Here is a 16,046-nt window from a genome sequence, read left to right as displayed (position 1 = left end):
CGCGAGGAGCGGAGTCCCCTGTGCCGGAGTTGCCGGAGGTCGAGGTCGTCAGGCGCGGCCTCGCCCAGTGGGTCGTCGGCCGTGAGATCGCCGACGCCGAGGTGCTGCACCCGCGCGCCGTCCGGCGGCACGCGCCCGGCGCCGACGAGTTCGCGGCCCGGCTGAAGGGCCGCACGGTCCTGTCGGCCGAGCGCCGCGGCAAATATCTGTGGCTGCCGCTGTCGGGCGCCCAGGAGGCGCTGCTGGCGCATCTGGGGATGAGCGGCCAGCTTCTGGTCGTCGATCCGCAGGCGCCGCCGGAGAAGCACCTGCGGGTGCGTCTCCGCTTCGAGGACGGCGGCCCCGACCTGCGCTTCGTCGACCAGCGCACGTTCGGGCACGTCATGCTCACCGCCCTGGTGGACGGGGTGCCCGAGCCGATCGCGCACATCGCGCCCGACCCGTTCGAGCCGGCCTTCGACGACGAGGAGTTCGCCAGGCGGCTGCGGGCCAGGCGCACCGAGGTCAAGCGGGCCCTGCTGGACCAGTCGCTGATCAGCGGCGTCGGCAACATCTACGCCGACGAGGCCCTCTGGATCTCGCGGCTGCACTGGGCCCGCCCGACGCAGACGCTGAGCAAGCCGAAGATCGCCGAGCTGCTGGCGGCGGTCCGCACCGTGATGGCCGCCGCGCTGCGGCAGGGCGGCACGTCCTTCGACAGCCTGTACGTCAACGTCAACGGCGAGAGCGGCTACTTCGAGCGCTCGCTGGAGGTCTACGGGCGGCGCGACCTGCCCTGCTCCCGGTGCGGCGCGGCGATCCGGCGGGAGGCGTTCATGAACCGCTCGTCCTACTCCTGCCCCAGATGCCAGCGGCGGCAGCGGCCAGCAGGCTGAGTGCGGCGGCCGGCCACATCGCGGCGGTGATCGACACCCCGTCCACCACCCGGCCGCCGGCCAGGGCGCCGAGCGCGATCGACAGGTTGAACGCGCTCACGAACAGCGCCGTCCCCAGCTCGCCGCCGCCTGAGCGCATGATCCACAGCTGCAGCGTCACGCCGACGCCGCCGTAGCCGAACCCCCACACGACGACCGCGGCCAGGGGAGGGGCGGTGAGCGCCAGGGCGGCCGTGGCCAGGGCGATGAGGACGGCCAGCACGACGAGGACGGCCCTGGGGCTCCTGGCCGCGCGGGCCCCCGCCGCGAAGTTGCCGGCCACACCGGCGGCGCCGTACAGCAGGAGGGCGGCGCTGACCAGGCCGGGACCGGCCTGCCCGACCTGCTCCATGAACGGCCGCAGGTAGGTGTAGGCGGCGAAGTGGCCGCTGATGATCAGCACGGTCAGCACGACCACGAGGACGAGCGCCCGCGACATCCGGAACCCCGCCTTCGCGCCGGCCTCCGGCGCGGCGCCGGGCAGGGCCGGGAGGGTGGCGGCGAGCAGCGCGAGCAGGGCCAGGGCCACGACGCCGAGGGCGGCGAAGGCCGCCCGCCACCCGGCCGAGGAGGACACCAGCGCCGCCGCGGGCACCCCCAGCACCGACGCCACGGACACCCCGCCCAGAATGACCGACGTGGCCCGCCCGACCTGCCGCTCGGGCACCAGCCGCGCCCCGAGCCCGGCCGCGAACGCCCAGAACCCGCCGATGCTCACCCCGGTCGCCACCCGGGCCGCCAGCATGACCGCGTAGCCGGGCGCGAGCGCCGCCGCGAGATTGGCCACCGCCAGCAGCGCCATCAGCCCCATCAGCAGGGTCCTGCGGTCGGCCCGGCGGGCGGCCAAGGCCAGCGCAGGCGCGACCACGGCGGCCACCAGCCCCGGCGCGGACATGGTGAGGCCCGCCGTCCCCGGCGAGATCCCGAGGTCCGCGGCGATCGAGGTGAGCAGGCCGACGGGAAGCATCTCGCTGGTCACGATGGTGAAGGTGCCGAGGGCGACCGAGGCCACGGCGAGCGGGCGGGCCCGTACGGGGCCCGCGTCAAGGGTTGTCGTCATGCCCCTCAGCCTTCTTCCGGCCCCGCGTCGGGAACAACGGCGAAGTCCGAAGGCTTCGTTCAGCCAGGCTTAATGATCCACAGGAGGCGGACCAACCTGCCGTACGCGGACGAATATCGTGGACGAGGCCGTCACCACCAGGCGGATATGATCGCGACGCAGCGGGGGAAGCGGAGGACATGAACCGGGCGCCAGGCATGGTCGACGTGGCACGCGAGGCGGGCGTGTCGCACGTCACCGTGTCCCGCGTGCTCAACAACCACCCGTCCGTGCGCCCCGAGACGCGCGCCAGGGTCGAGGCCGCGATCGAGAAGCTCGGCTACCGCCGCAACAGCGTCGCCCGCGCACTGAAGAGCCGCCGCTCCTCGACGGTCGGCGTGGTGCTGGCCGGCACCGAGCTGTACGAGCTGCCCCGCATCCTGCGCGGCGTGCAGACGGCGGCGCAGCGCGCCGGCTACTGGGTCAACCTGGCGAGCTGGCAGGGCGGCACCACCACCGACCTGGCCGAGACGCTGCAGCGGCTCACCGACCAGGCGGTCGAGGCGATCGCCGTCATCGCCGACCGGCCGATGGTGATGGACGCGCTGACCGGCGTCGTCACGGGCGTCCCGATCTCGGTGATCATGTCCGGCAACGTCCCCAACCCGGACATCGGCTTCGTCGAGCTGGACCAGGAGCTGGGCGCGCGGCTGGCCGTCCGGCACCTGCTGGAGCTGGGGCACCGTCGCATCGTGCACCTGACGGGTTCGCTGCGGACGTTCGACGCCCGGGCCCGCGTGGAGGGCTGGCGGGCCGCGCTGAAGGACGCGCCCGAGGCTCAGGGGGAGCTGCTGGAGGGCGACTTCACCGGCAACAGCGGCTACCGGCTGGCCCACTACCTGGTCACCAGGCCCGGCGGCGAGCGGCCGACCGCGATCTTCGCGGGCAACGACCAGATGGCGATGGGCGTGCTCGCGGCCTTCGCCGAGCTGGGCGTCAAGGTGCCTGGTGACGTGTCGCTGGTCGGGTTCGACGACATCGCGGGGGCGGCCTACCTGGTGCCCGCGCTGACGACCGTTCGGCAGGACTTCTTCACGCTGGGGGAGCGCTCGATCGAGCAGGTGCTGCGGATGATGCGCGGCGAGCCGGCCTCCTCGGAGCGGATCCCGCCGGAGCTGGTCGTCCGCCGCAGCACCGCCCCGCCGAGACCGACCTCCTAGTGCTGGAGCGGCCGGTAGTCGAACCAGCGCACCAGGGCGCGGCGGCCGTCGCCCCGCCCTTGCGCGTAGAGGCCGAGGTGGACGCCGACGAACCCGCCCGCCCGCTCGGTGCTGAGCAGGGCCCGTTCGACGTCGCCGAGCCGGGTCCACTGATCGCCGATCCGGACGCGGAAGGCGTACGCGCGCTCGTCGCCCTCGACGGCGAGCACCACCTCCTCCCCTGGAGGCAGCGGGACGGCCGCCAGGCGGGTGCCGGCCCCGGCCTCGCGGACGGTCAGCACGGCGTGCGGCGCACCGGCGGCGTCCGCGGTGAGGGCGAGGCCGGCGTGCTGGTCCTGGCTCTGGAAGACGGCGAGCCCGGCCTCCTCGTCCGGGCCGGACGCCGCGAATCGGACGCGCGCGGCGGCGTGGAAGCGGACGTGCTGCTGCCGCCGCCCGACGAAGGCCGGCACGCCGGTGCCGCTCAGCGGCTCGGGGGCCGCCTCGATCTCCAGGCCGTCGGCGCCCGGGCGGACGAGGTGGTCGACGGGCCCGCGCAGGCTGCTCCACTCCAGGCCGGGCCCGGCGCCCTCGAAGGACGTCAGGGCGGGCGCCGGCGGGTCGTGCGGCGCGGCGGGGAGCGCGGGCAGCCGCTCGCTCAGCCGGACGCCGCCCGTCTCGGGCGCGAACACGGGCCCGGCGGGGGTCCAGGCGACGGGCACGAGGAAGACCTCGCGGCCCAGCGTGTGGGTGCCGTCGACGGGACGCACGCCGAGCGCCACGGCCCACGTCTCGCCGCCGGGCGTGTCGACCAGGTCGACGTGGCCGACGTTGTGGACGGGCTCGTCCGGGCCGCGGTGCCGGTGGGTCAGCAGGGGGCTGCGCGGGTCGGTGACGTACGGGCCGGTGACGTGGGCGGCGCGGGCGGCGGTGACGCTGTGGTTGCGCTCGGTGCCGCCCTCGGCGGCGATCAGGTGGTAGACGCCGTCGCGCTTGTACAGGTGCGGTGCCTCCACCCAGGCGCCGCGCACCGCGCCGTTCCAGAGCACGTGGGTGGGCCCGACGAGCTTGAGCCGTTCGAGGTCCAGCTCGCGCATCCACAGCTCGCCGGGGCCGCCCTCGCCCGGCGCGTCGCGGCAGGCGGTGAACCAGCAGCGGCCGTCGTCGTCGAAGAACAGCGACGGGTCGATGCCCTCGGCCTCCAGCGGCACGGGGTCGGACCACGGCCCGGCCGGGTCGGTGGCGGTGACGACGAACGTGCGGCTGCCCCGCCTGTTCACCGCCAGTGTGGAGACGACGTAGAAGGTGCCCTCGTGGTGGCGGATGGTCGGCGCCCACACCCCGTCGGAGACGTCGAGCCCGTGTAGCGGGAGCTGTCCCGGCCGGTTCAGCACGTGCGTGAGCTGCCGCCATCGCACCAGGTCACGGCTGTGGAAGAGGGGAAGCCCCGGATAGTACGCGAAGGAGGAGGTCACCAGGTAGAAGTCCGCGCCGACCCGGCAGACGGATGGGTCGGGATGGCAGCCGGGCAGGACGGGGTTGCGGAAGGTGGGCACGGGGACGGGCTCCGAAACGTTTTGCGGCTCTGTTACGAGCGGGGGGCTTGACAGCATGACAACGTTAACATCAGGTTAGATCCCAACGCACGACCCGGTATCCGCCGCGGGACGCATCACCTTGCCGAGGAGCTCGTCATGACCTCACCCACCCTCCCCCAGCCCCGACGAGGGGGACGCCGCCGCGTCCTGCTGGGCGCCGCGCTCGCGCTCGCCCTGACGGGCTCGCTGGCCGCCTGCTCGTCCGCCGACGCGCCCTCCCCCTCGCAGAGCGCGGGCGAGAGCGGGCCCGTCACGCTGGAGTTCTGGACCTGGAGCCTCAAGGGCAGCGACCCGGCGGCCAAGGCGATCGTCGACAAGTACCACCAGGAGCACCCGAACGTCACCGTCAAGCTGTCGGAGGTAGGCGGCACCACCGAGACCGCCTCCAAGCTGCTGGCCGCCGACCAGGCCGGCGGCACCCCCGACGTGGTGCAGATCGAGTACCGCGGCCTGCCCGCCCTGGTGGTGGCCGGCGCGGTCAAGGACATCACCGCCGACCTGGCCGGCGTGAAGGCGAACGTCGACCCCAACATCTGGGCCCAGACCACCTTCAACAACCAGGTGTACGGCGTCCCGCAGGACATCGGCCCGATGGTGCTCACCTACCGCAAGGACCTGTTCGACAAGTTCGGCATCAAGGTGCCGACCACCTGGGACGAGTACGCGAAGGCCGCCGAGCAGATCCGCAAGAAGGACAAGGACGCCTACATCGCCAGCTTCGCCGCCAACCAGCTCGAGTTCTTCGCCGCGCAGGCCGCACAGGCCGGCGCGCAGTGGTGGAGCACCGACGGCAACGCGTGGAAGGTCGGCATCGACAGCGAGCCCTCGCTCAAGACCGCCGACTTCTGGCAGGACCTCGTGGAGCGCGACCTGGTGAAGGTCGAGCCGCTGCTCACCCCGGAGTGGAACGCGAAGGTCAACGACGGCAAGATCCTGAGCTGGGCCGCCGCGGCCTGGGCGCCCAGCGTGATCTACTCGGTGGCGCCGGACACGGCCGGCAAGTGGGAGTCGGCGCCGCTGCCGCAGTGGACGGCGGGCCAGGCGGCCGTGCCGTTCCTGGGCGGGTCGGCGTACCTCGTGCCGGAGAAGTCGAAGCACGCGAAGGAGGCGGCGGCCTTCGCCGCGTGGCTGGGCGCGTCGGAGGAGGGCTCGAAGCTGCTGCTCGGCCTCGACCTCTTCCCCGGCGCGAACGCCGGCCGCCAGGCGACGCTGAGCCACGAGCCGCCGAAGCTGATGCCGCAGCAGAAGGACTTCTACCAGGTCACCGACCAGGTGATCAGGAACACCACGATCCCGGTCACCTGGGGGCCCAACGTGAACGTCGCGCAGACCGCCTTCGGTGACGCGCTCAACAAGGCCGCCCTCGACCAGACCTCCTTCCGCGCCGTGTACCAGGCCACGCAGCAGGCCGTCGTCGCCGACCTGCAGAAGACCGGCTACACCGTCACCAAGTAGCCGCCGGGGGCCCCGCGCGGGCCCCCGGCTCCGACCCCAGCTCTGGATGTCCTCATGCCCGCTGCATCCGCAGGACGGCGGCCGCGCCTGCGCGCCGCCGCCACCCCGTGGCTGTTCGCCACGCCCGCGATCGTGTTCTTCGCCCTGTTCCTGATCATCCCGATCGGCTACGCCGTCTACCTGAGCTTCCGCGGCTTCCGCATCGAGGGCGGCGGCGCGTTCGGGCGGCGGACGCAGACCTTCGTCGGCCTCGACAACTACACGGCCGCGCTGACCGACCCGGAGTACGTCGCCGGGCTCGGCCGGGTGCTGCTCTACGGCGTCATCGCCATCCCCAGCGTGCTCGGCCTGGCGCTGCTGTTCGCGCTGCTGCTCGACACCCCGCGGGTGCGGGCGCGCGGCTTCTCCCGCACCGCGATCTTCCTGCCGTACGCGGTGCCCGGCGTGATCGCCAGCCTGCTGTGGGGCTTTCTGTACCTGCCGAGCACCAGCCCGATCAGCTACGTGGCCCGCGAGCTGAACGCGGGGCCGCTGGACTTCTTCTCCTTCCCCGCGCTGTACTTCTCGCTGGCCAACATCGCGCTGTGGTCGGGCGTCGGCTTCAACATGATCATCATCTTCACGTCGCTGCGCGCGATCCCGACCAGCGTGTACGAGGCCGCCCGCATCGACGGCGCGAGCGAGCTGCAGATCGCCTGGCGCATCAAGATCCCGCTGGTCGCGCCCGCGCTGGTGCTGACCGGGCTGTTCTCCGTGATCGGCACCCTGCAGCTCTACAGCGAGCCGGCCACGCTGCGGCCGATGACCACCACCATCAGCTTCACCTGGGTGCCGCTGATGAAGATCTACCAAGAGGCATTCGTGAACGACAACCTGGGCGGGGCGGCCGCCGCCTCCGTCGTGCTGGCGGTCGGCATCCTCGCCCTGTCGCTGCTCCTGCTGCGTTTCTTCCAGCGCCGCACGTTCGGGGACAACGCATGACCGCCGTCACGCGCACCGGCGACCGCCAGTTCCGCCAGGTGCGCCGCCGGCCGCGCGCCGGGCGGCGGCCGCGGCTGCCGCTGGTCGTGCTGCTGCTCGGCGCGCTGTACTGCCTGACGCCGGTGGCGTGGGTGGTGCTGGCCGCGTCGAAGACGCCGCGCGAGCTGTTCACCACCTTCTCCTTCGCGCCGGGCAGCGGCCTGCTGGACAACCTGGCGAGCCTCAGCGCGTACGGCGACGGCCAGTTCTGGCGGTGGGGGCTCAACTCGCTGCTGTACGCCGGGCTCGGCGCGGTGCTGTCCACGCTGGTGTCGGCCATGGCCGGGTACGCGCTGGCCAAGTTCCGCTTCCGCGGGCGCGAGGCGCTGTTCTCGGTGATCCTGGCCGGCGTGCTGGTGCCCGGCATCGTGCTGGCCGTCCCGCAGTACCTGCTGCTGGCGAGCGTCGGCCTGGCCGGGACGCACTGGTCGGTGCTGCTGCCGGTGATCATCAACCCGTTCGGCATCTTCCTGTGCCGGGTCTTCGCCACCGCCGCGATCCCGGAGAGCACGCTGGAGGCGGCCCGCCTGGACGGCGCGGGCGAGCTGCGCATCTTCGCCACGATCGTGCTGCCGATGATGGTGCAGGGGCTGGTCACGGTGTTCCTGCTGCAGTTCGTCGGCATCTGGAACAACTTCCTGCTGCCCTTCATCATGCTCTCCGACCAGGAGAAGTATCCGATCACCCTGGGCCTGTACACGTTCCTGTCGAAGGGCGCGGGCGACAGCGACCTCTACCCGCTGGTCATCATGGGCTCGGCCGTGTCGGTGATCCCGCTCATCGCGCTCGTCCTGGTGCTGCAGCGTTTCTGGCGTGCCGACCTGCTGGCCGGCGGACTGAAGGGATGACTCCGCAGTGAAGTTCACCGACGGGCTCTGGCAGCTCCGGCCCGGCGTGACCGCGCTGTACGCGGCCGAGGCGTACGACCTCGACGCCGCCGAGGGCGAGCTGACCGTCACCGCGCCCACCACCGTGATCGGCCGCCGCGGCGACACGCTCAACCGGCCGGTCCTCACGCTGCGGCTGTCGTCGCCCCTGGAGAACGTGATCCGCGTCCGCGTGGAGCACCACGCGCGCGGCGGGCGCGGCTTCGACCTGCCCGGCGCCGGGGGCGGGCACGGCGTGGTCAAGACCGCGGCCGGCGGCGGCGCGACGCTGACCAGCGGCGCGCTCGCCGCGACCATGGCGCCGGGAGCGCCGTGGGAGCTGAGCTTCCACGCCGGCGGCCGGACGCTGACCTCCAGCGGCCACAAGTCGGTCGGCTACTTCCGGCTCGCCGCCGACGCGCAGACCGACCCCGGACCGGTCGGCAAGCCCAGGACGGGCCCGGCCGCGTACCTCGCGCAGCAGCTCTCGCTCGGCGTGGGCGAGGTGGTCTACGGGCTGGGCGAGCGCTTCGGCCCGCTGGCCAAGAACGGCCAGACGGTCGAGATCTGGAACGCCGACGGCGGCACGTCCTCCGAGCAGGCGTACAAGAACGTGCCGTTCTACCTGACCAACCGGGGCTACGGGGTGCTCGTCAACCATCCCGGGCACGTCTCGTTCGAGGTGGGGTCGGAGGCCGTGCAGCGGGTGCAGTTCTCGGTCGAGGACGAGAGCCTGGAGTACCTGGTGATCTACGGGCCCGAGCCGAAGCAGATCCTGGAACGGTACACGGCGCTGACCGGCCGTCCCGCACGGCTGCCCGCCTGGTCCTACGGCCTGTGGCTGTCCACCTCGTTCACCACCGACTACGACGAGTGGACCGTGACGTCGTTCATCGACGGCATGGCCGAACGCGACCTGCCGCTGTCGGTGTTCCACTTCGACTGCTTCTGGATGCGCGAGTTCAACTGGTGCGACTTCGAGTGGGACCCGCGCGTCTTCCCCGACCCGGAGGGCATGCTGGCCCGGCTGCGCGCGAAGGGCCTGCGCGTCTGCGTGTGGATCAACCCCTACATCGCGCAGCGCTCGCCGCTGTTCGCCGAGGCGGCCGCGCGCGGCTTCCTGCTCAGGCGGCCGGACGGCACGGTCTGGCAGTGGGACCTCTGGCAGGCCGGCATGGGGCTGGTCGACTTCACCAACCCCGATGCCACCGCGTGGTTCCAGTCGAAGCTGCGCGCGCTGCTGGACCAGGGCGTGGACGCGTTCAAGACCGACTTCGGCGAGCGCGTGCCGCTCGACGTCGCCTACTTCGACGGCGGCGACCCCGAGCGCCTGCACAACCTCTACACGCATCTGTACAACCAGGCCGTGTTCGAGGTGCTGGAGGAGCGGCGCGGGCGGGGCGAGGCCGTGGTGTTCGCCCGGTCGGCGACCGCCGGTGGGCAGCGGATGCCGGTGCACTGGGGCGGCGACACGGGCTCGACGTACGAGTCGATGGCGGAGACCCTGCGCGGCGGCCTGTCGCTCGCGTTCTCCGGGTTCTCCTTCTGGAGCCACGACATCGGCGGCTTCGAGGGCACCCCGGACCCGGGCGTGTTCAAGCGGTGGGTGGCGTTCGGGCTGATGTCGTCGCACTCGCGGCTGCACGGCTCGTCCTCGTACCGGGTGCCGTGGGCGTTCGACGAGGAGGCCGTGACGGTCACGCGGTTGTTCACCAAGCTCAAGCTGCGCCTGATGCCGTACCTGTACCAGGCGGGCCTGCGGGCGCACGAGAGCGGGACGCCGGTGATGCGGCCGATGGCTATGGAGTTCCCCGGCGACCGCAACGCCGCCCACCTCGACACCCAGTACATGCTGGGCCCCGACCTGCTGGTCGCGCCGGTCTTCACGGCGGACGGCACGGTGGAGTTCTACCTGCCAGAAGGCACGTGGACGAACTACCTGACGGGCGAGCGGGCCGAGGGCGGGCGCTGGCGCACCGAGCGGCACGGCTTCACCTCGATGCCGATCTACGTGCGCGAGGGCGCCGTGCTGCCGGTCGGCGCGCGCGACGACCGGCCGGACTACGACTACCTGGACGGGCTCACGCTGCGCGTCTACCCGGGGCCGGACGGCGAGAAGACGATCACCGTCACCGACCAGGCGACCGGCCTGCCGGCCCGCTTCACGGTCACCCGCTCCGGCGACGAGGTCTCCGTGTCCTCGGACCTCGCCTTCGGATGGTCGTACGAGATGGCCTGATCAGCGAGCCGGCCGGCGGATCGGGAACAACGGCGACGTCCGGAGGCTTGGTTCAGTCAGGCTCGTTGATCCACGGGAGGCGGACATGGATTTCAGGGAGCTGGAGTGCTTCCTGGCGCTCAGCGAGGAGTTGCACTTCGCCCGTACGGCCGAACGCCTCTACCTGTCACCCGCCCGGGTCAGCCAGCTCCTGCGCGCGCTGGAGACCAGGATCGGAGGCCGGCTGGTCGAGCGGACGAGCCGGCGGGTGCGCCTGACGCCGCTCGGCGAGCGCTTCCTGGCCGACCTGAGGCCCGCCTACGAGGGCGTGACGGGCGCCGTGGGCCGCGCCAGGGCCGCCGCGCGGGCGGTGACGGAAGTGTTGCGGGTCGGCTTCCTCGCGACGCCCACGGAGGTCGTGACGGGCAGCGTACGGGCTTTCGAGCGCCGCAATCCGGGCAGCGCGGCCGAGCTGGTGGAGATCCCGCTCGCCGACCCCTTCACCCGGCTGCGCTCCGGCGAGGTGGACGTCGTCTTCACCCTGCTGCCGGTGGACGAGCCCGACCTCGCCACGGGGCCGGCGCTCAACAGGGTCCCCTATCGGCTCGGGCTCCCCGCCGGCCACCCGCTGGCGGCGCGGGCGGCCGTCACGGCGGAGGAGCTGGCCGGGGTGCCGCTGCTCGGCCTGGCGGGGCCGGCGCCGCGCTGGTGGAGCGAGCGGACGGCACCCTCCGTGACGCCTTCCGGTCGTCCGATACCCCGGGCCGGCGCGGTCGCCACCCTTCAGGAGGGCTTGACACAGGTGGCCCTGGGACGGGGAGGAATGCTTTTGTGCGCCCCCACCGCGGAGGTCGCCGAGCGGGCCGACGTAAGCTTCGTCCCGGTCAGCGGGCTGATGCCGTCGATCTTAGGACTGGCCTGGGTGAGGACGGCGGAGAGCGCCGCGGTCAGGGCGTTCGTGACGGCGGCTGACGATTGGGCGTCCCTCGGGGAAGGGCGCTCGGACCGCCTGAGAACGGCCTGAGGGGGAGGGGAAAGATGACGGAAAATCAGGAAAACGCCAGGTTGACGGCTTGGGTCCGGGGGAGGGTGCAGGGTGTCGGCTTCCGTTGGTGGACCCGTGCCAGAGCACTGGAGCTGGGCCTCACCGGATGGGCGCGCAACACCGACGACGGCCGGGTCGAGGTCGTCGCGGAGGGCCCTCGCGCGAGCTGCGTCAAGCTGCTGGAGCTGCTCAGAGGTTGCGACACGCCGGGCAGGGTCGATGGAGTAGTGGAACGTTGGAGCGAACCCCGAGGTAGTTTGGGCGGTTTTGTAGAGAGGTAGCCGCTTTTGTCTAACCGCCCAAATAGGGTATAGTTGTATGTCGGGAGTGCCCATCAGTAGGGCGCAGCGGTTTGTTCGACTTGACCGCCCACACTGCCGGTGCGACTCTTGTTAGGTACCACGCGCACCCCTCCCGCGGAATAAGAAGTGCGCGAACCAGTCTGGTCACTCAGCGTGGAGGACCCTTTACCATGGCGAAGGCTCTACTCGGCCACGTCGGCGGTCCTGACCCTCGTATGGTCTCGGAGATGCGCCGCCTGCAGCAGCGCATCCGTGACCTGGAGGCAGAACTCATCCGACTTCAGGCCACGAACGACGCTCTTGCGGCGCAAACCCGCGACGAGGCGCTCAGCCGCATGCAAGAGCGCGAGCCGGCACTCACCTGAGAGTGATCGGAGCGCAAGACCCAGGGACGTCTCGACGAGGCGTCCCTTGCTATTTGCCCTTGTCCCACCCGGTGCCGCCTGCGCCGGGTGGCCAGGACCAGTAGGCTTTTCCGAAGGTCCGGGTCAGGGAGAAGGGGGTCGTGCTTTTGTACCTGAAGACCCTCACCCTGCGCGGATTCAAGTCCTTCGCCTCCGCCACCGCCCTGCGCTTCGAGCCGGGCATCACCTGCGTGGTCGGCCCCAACGGCTCGGGCAAGTCCAACGTCGTGGACGCCCTCGCCTGGGTCATGGGCGAGCACAGCGCCAAGTCGCTGCGCGGCGGCAAGATGGAGGACGTCATCTTCGCCGGCACCTCCTCCCGGCCGCCGCTCGGCCGCGCCGAGGTCACGCTGACCATCGACAACACCGACGGCGCGCTGCCGATCGACTACACCGAGGTCACCATCAGCCGGCTGATGTTCCGGTCCGGGCAGAGCGAATACGCGATCAACGGCGACACCTGCCGCCTGCTCGACATCCAGGAGCTGCTGTCCGACTCGGGCATCGGCCGCGAGATGCACGTCATCGTCGGCCAGGGCCAGCTCGACGCCGTGCTGCACGCGGGTCCCGAGGACCGCAGGGCCTTCATCGAAGAGGCCGCCGGCGTGCTCAAGCACCGCAAGCGCAAGGAGAAGGCGCTGCGCAAGCTGGACGCCATGCAGGCCAACCTGACCCGCGTCCAGGACCTCGCGACCGAGCTGCGCCGCCAGCTCAAGCCACTCGGCAGGCAGGCCGAGATCGCCCGCAAGGCCGCCGTCATCCAGGCCGACCTGCGCGACGCCCGGCTGCGGCTGCTCGCCGACGACGTCTGCACGCTGCGCGCCACCCTGGAGCGCGAGGCCGCCGACGAGGCCGCGATCATGGCCAGGCGGGCCCAGGTCGAGGCCGAGCTGTCCGAGGCCCAGCAGCGCGAGGCCGCGCTGGAGGCCGCCGAGGCCGAGGCCCAGCCCCGGCTGGCCGCCGCCCAGGAGACCTACTTCCGGCTGTCCTCGCTCCGCGAGCGCACCACCGGCCTGGAGCAGCTCGCCGCCGAGCGGCACCGCCACGCGCTCGACGCCGCCTCCATCGAGCGGCGCGGCCGCGACCCGGAAGACCTCGAACGCGAGGCTGCCGAGGCGCGTGAGCGCGAGCTCGTGCTGCGGGCCGAGCTGGAGCAGGCACGCGAGCTGCTGGAGGAGGCCGTCGAGGCGCGGGCCGGGCACGAGGCCGAGCTGAGCGCCGAGGAGCGGCGGCTCGCGCTGGCCGCCAGGGCCGCCGCCGACCGCCGCGAGGGCCTGGCCAAGCTGCGCGGTCAGGTCGACTCCGTACGCAGCAGGGCCCGCGCCGCCGAGGAGGAGATCGGCCGGCTCCAGCAGGCCGTGGCCGAGGCCGCCGAGCGCGCCAGGCAGGCCGGCGAGGACCTGGAGACCCAGCGGCTGGAGGAGCCCGCGGTCGATCCCGCGCTGGCCGAGGAGCTGGCCACGGCGCAGGCCCTGGTCGAGGAGGCCCGAGCGGTCGCCGACGCGGCCAGGGCGGCGGCCGAGGAGGCCAAGGCCGCGCTCGACGGGCCGCGTTCCGCGCTGCAGGCCGCCCGTGCGGCGGTCGCCACCGCGCGCTCCGCCGACCAGGAGGCACAGCGGTCGGTGGCCGCGCTGGCCGCCCGCCGCGACGCCCTGGAGCTGGGCCTGGCGAGGGGCGACGGCGGGGCCGCGCTGCTGGAGGCCGACCTCGCCGGGGTGCTCGGGCCGCTGGCCGTCGCCCTGCAGGTCACGCCGGGCGCCGAGGCGGCGGTCGCCGCCGTGCTCGGCCCGGTCGCCGAGGCGATCGCCGTCAAGACCATCGACACCGCCGTGGAGGCGCTCGCCCTGCTGCGCGAGCACGACTCCGGCCAGGCCACCCTGCTGGTCGCACGCCCCGACAGGCCCGGCGGCCACGGCGGACCGGGCGGCCACGGCGCGCCGGGCGGCCCCGGCGTGCCGGACGGCCCTGGCGATCCAGGTGGCTCCGGTGGGCCGGACGGCCCTGGCGATCCGGGTGGCTCCGGTGGGCCGGGCGGCCCCGGCGGGCCTGACAGGGCGCGGGCCGGGAGCGCGCGCGGGGCCGCGCCCGCGGGAGCGCGGTGGGCCGCCGAGCTGGTCACCGTCCCCGATCACCTGCGGCCGGCGCTCGACCACGTGCTCGACGGCGTCGCCGTGGTCGCCGACCTGGAGGCGGCGCGGGAGCTGGTCGAGCTGCACCCGCGGCTCAGGGCCGTCACCATGGCGGGAGACGTCGTGGGCGCGCGGGTGGCGAGCGGCGGGGCCGCGGGCGGGCAGTCCGTGCTCCAGGTCCGCGCCGCGTTCGACGAGGCCGTCAGAGACCTGGAGGAGGCCGAGGCGCGGGCCGAGGAGACCGCGGCGGCGCTGGACGAGGCGATCGCCGGGGAGCAGCGCGCGCAGGCCGCGCTGGAGGCCGCCCAGGCCGGGGTCAACGAGGCCCAGACCGCCGTCACCACCGCCCAGTCCGGCGTGAGCGCCGCCCAGGGCGCGCTCGACCAGGTCAGGGGCCGCCAGCGGGAGGCCGACCAGCGCACGGCCGCCGCCGCCCGGCGGCTCGCCCAGCTGGAGGCCGCCGAGGGCGCGGCCCGCGCCGAGGCCGAGCGCCTGACCGCGAGCGTGACCAAGGCCGAGGCGGCCCGCGCCGAGGGCCTGGAGGAGCTGGCCGAGCTGGAGATCCGCCTGGCCGAGGCCGAATACGCCCAGGAGCTGGAGACCGAGCCCACCACCGACCTGCGCGACGAGCTGGCCGCCGCCTGCGAGGCGGCCAGGCAACGCGAGATGGACACCCGCCTCCAGGTCCGCACGGCCGAGGAGCGCGTCAAGGGCGTCGAGGGCCGCGCCGACGGCCTGCTGCGGGCCGCCCGCCGCGAACGCGAGGAGCGCGCCCAGGCCGCGGCACAGCGGGCCAGGCGGCGGCGTCAGGCGGCGCTGGCCGAGGCCGTGAGCAAGGGCGCCCAGCGGGTGCTGGCGGCCCTCGCCGAGTCGGTGGCGCTGGCCTCCAGGGAGCGCGACGAGGCCGACCTCGCCCGCGTCGCGATCGACGCCGAGCTCAAGCAGGTGCGCCTGCGGGTGCGCGAGCTCGGCCAGGAGCTCGACAAGCTGGTCAACCGCGTCCACGGCAGCGAGGTCGCGCGCACCGAGCAGCGGCTGCGGCTGGAGCAGATGGAGCAGCGGGCGCTGGAGGAGTTCGGCGTCGAGGTCGAGTCGCTGCTCGCCGAGTACGGCCCCGACGCCCCGGTGCCCGGCGACCCGCCCGTCCCCTACGTACGCGAGGAGCAGGAGAAGCGGGCGCGGGCCGCCGAGCGGCAGATGAACCAGCTCGGCAAGGTCAACCCCCTCGCGCTGGAGGAGTTCGCGGCGCTGGAGGAGCGGCACGCGTTCCTGACCTCGCAGCTGGAGGACCTGAAGAAGACCCGGCGCGACCTGCTGACCGTGGTCAAGGAGGTCGACGACCGGGTGGAGCAGATGTTCGCCTCCGCCTACGAGGACGTCGCCCGCGAGTTCGAGCAGATCTTCACCCGGGTCTTCCCCGGCGGCGAGGGCCGGCTGGTCCTCACCGAGCCGGACGACATGCTGACCACCGGCATCGAGGTCGAGGCCCGCCCGCCGGGCAAGAAGGTCAAGCGGCTGTCGCTGCTGTCCGGCGGCGAGCGCTCGCTCACGGCGGTGGCGTTCCTGATCTCGATCTTCAAGGCGCGGCCGTCGCCGTTCTACGTGATGGACGAGGTCGAGGCGGCCCTCGACGACACCAACACGCAGCGGCTGCTCACGCTCTTCGAGGAGCTGCGGCAGAGCTCGCAGCTGATCGTCATCACGCACAACAAGCGCACGATGGAGATCGCCGACGCCCTCTACGGCGTGTCGATGCGCGGCGACGGGGTGACGCAGGTCGTCAGCCAGCGGCTCAGAGAGCGCGAGTCGGCCTGAACGGTGTGGCCCTGGGCGTGACCATGACAGTCGATCTGGAAA

The 16,046-nt window shown here is 72.9% G+C and carries 12 protein-coding genes; 10 read left to right on the top strand and 2 right to left on the bottom strand.

Features of this window, described 5'->3' with window-relative positions:
* Positions 1-20: 20 nt before the first annotated feature.
* The gene (gene mutM, locus ACBR40_RS35450; RefSeq protein WP_344206495.1) at positions 21-875 is read left to right on the top strand and encodes a bifunctional DNA-formamidopyrimidine glycosylase/DNA-(apurinic or apyrimidinic site) lyase; all 855 of its coding nucleotides are present in this window, start codon (positions 21-23) and stop codon (positions 873-875) included.
* Here the strand turns inward: mutM and ACBR40_RS35445 are convergent.
* The gene (locus tag ACBR40_RS35445; RefSeq protein WP_371251569.1) at positions 814-1,974 is read right to left on the bottom strand and encodes an MFS transporter; all 1,161 of its coding nucleotides are present in this window, start codon (positions 1,972-1,974) and stop codon (positions 814-816) included. The genes mutM and ACBR40_RS35445 overlap by 62 nt on opposite strands.
* A 179-nt stretch (positions 1,975-2,153) precedes the next feature.
* Here ACBR40_RS35445 and ACBR40_RS35440 point away from each other — a divergent pair, with 179 nt between their 5' ends.
* The gene (locus ACBR40_RS35440; RefSeq protein WP_344206497.1) at positions 2,154-3,173 is read left to right on the top strand and encodes a LacI family DNA-binding transcriptional regulator; all 1,020 of its coding nucleotides are present in this window, start codon (positions 2,154-2,156) and stop codon (positions 3,171-3,173) included.
* Here the strand turns inward: ACBR40_RS35440 and ACBR40_RS35435 are convergent.
* A complete protein-coding gene (locus ACBR40_RS35435; RefSeq protein WP_344206498.1) occupies positions 3,170-4,708 on the bottom strand; it encodes a glycoside hydrolase family 43 protein in 1,539 nt (512 codons plus the stop codon). The two genes, ACBR40_RS35440 and ACBR40_RS35435, sit on opposite strands and share 4 nt — an antisense overlap.
* A gap of 138 nt (positions 4,709-4,846) precedes the next feature.
* On the opposite strand from ACBR40_RS35435, the gene ACBR40_RS35430 reads away from it, so the two are divergent.
* The 8 genes from ACBR40_RS35430 to ACBR40_RS35395 all read left to right on the top strand — a co-directional run bounded on the left by ACBR40_RS35430 (position 4,847) and on the right by ACBR40_RS35395 (position 16,004).
* Complete coding sequence (locus tag ACBR40_RS35430; RefSeq protein WP_371251568.1) at positions 4,847-6,205, top strand: ABC transporter substrate-binding protein; 1,359 nt, start codon at positions 4,847-4,849, stop codon at positions 6,203-6,205.
* Between the two features lie 54 nt (positions 6,206-6,259).
* Positions 6,260-7,186, top strand: coding sequence for a sugar ABC transporter permease (locus ACBR40_RS35425; protein ID WP_344206500.1), 927 nt, complete (start codon positions 6,260-6,262; stop codon positions 7,184-7,186).
* A complete protein-coding gene (locus ACBR40_RS35420) occupies positions 7,183-8,073 on the top strand; it encodes a carbohydrate ABC transporter permease (protein WP_371251567.1) in 891 nt (296 codons plus the stop codon). Before ACBR40_RS35425 ends, ACBR40_RS35420 begins: the two co-directional genes overlap by 4 nt.
* Positions 8,074-8,080: 7 nt before the next feature.
* Complete coding sequence (gene yicI / locus ACBR40_RS35415; RefSeq protein WP_371251566.1) at positions 8,081-10,330, top strand: alpha-xylosidase; 2,250 nt, start codon at positions 8,081-8,083, stop codon at positions 10,328-10,330.
* Between the two features lie 85 nt (positions 10,331-10,415).
* Positions 10,416-11,333, top strand: a complete 918-nt coding sequence (locus ACBR40_RS35410; protein ID WP_371251565.1) for a LysR family transcriptional regulator — start codon at positions 10,416-10,418, stop codon at positions 11,331-11,333.
* A 14-nt stretch (positions 11,334-11,347) separates the two neighbouring features.
* Positions 11,348-11,635, top strand: coding sequence for an acylphosphatase (locus ACBR40_RS35405; RefSeq protein ID WP_329590605.1), 288 nt, complete (start codon positions 11,348-11,350; stop codon positions 11,633-11,635).
* Positions 11,636-11,826: 191 nt separating this feature from the next.
* On the top strand, positions 11,827-12,021 hold the full coding sequence (locus ACBR40_RS35400) for a hypothetical protein (RefSeq protein ID WP_090938435.1): 195 nt from the start codon (positions 11,827-11,829) through the stop codon (positions 12,019-12,021).
* Between the two features lie 146 nt (positions 12,022-12,167).
* The gene (locus ACBR40_RS35395; RefSeq protein WP_371251671.1) at positions 12,168-16,004 is read left to right on the top strand and encodes an AAA family ATPase; all 3,837 of its coding nucleotides are present in this window, start codon (positions 12,168-12,170) and stop codon (positions 16,002-16,004) included.
* The last annotated feature ends 42 nt before the right edge of the window (positions 16,005-16,046 follow it).

Origin of the sequence: Nonomuraea sp. AD125B (assembly GCF_041402765.1) — a bacterium.
GTDB classification, from domain to species: Bacteria; Actinomycetota; Actinomycetes; order Streptosporangiales; family Streptosporangiaceae; genus Nonomuraea; species Nonomuraea bangladeshensis.
The sequence above is the reverse complement of the archived record's forward strand: the minus strand, read 5'-3'. Positions and strand labels throughout refer to the sequence as shown.

Coding starts and splice junctions, on each gene's coding strand:
- ACBR40_RS35430 (WP_371251568.1), top strand. CDS start 4,847: ATGACCTCACCCACCCTCCCCCAGCCCCGACGAGGGGGACGCCGCCGC.
- ACBR40_RS35405 (WP_329590605.1), top strand. CDS start 11,348: ATGACGGAAAATCAGGAAAACGCCAGGTTGACGGCTTGGGTCCGGGGG.
- ACBR40_RS35425 (WP_344206500.1), top strand. CDS start 6,260: ATGCCCGCTGCATCCGCAGGACGGCGGCCGCGCCTGCGCGCCGCCGCC.
- ACBR40_RS35410 (WP_371251565.1), top strand. CDS start 10,416: ATGGATTTCAGGGAGCTGGAGTGCTTCCTGGCGCTCAGCGAGGAGTTG.
- ACBR40_RS35400 (WP_090938435.1), top strand. CDS start 11,827: ATGGCGAAGGCTCTACTCGGCCACGTCGGCGGTCCTGACCCTCGTATG.
- ACBR40_RS35440 (WP_344206497.1), top strand. CDS start 2,154: ATGAACCGGGCGCCAGGCATGGTCGACGTGGCACGCGAGGCGGGCGTG.
- ACBR40_RS35420 (WP_371251567.1), top strand. CDS start 7,183: ATGACCGCCGTCACGCGCACCGGCGACCGCCAGTTCCGCCAGGTGCGC.
- ACBR40_RS35445 (WP_371251569.1), bottom strand. CDS start 1,974: ATGACGACAACCCTTGACGCGGGCCCCGTACGGGCCCGCCCGCTCGCC.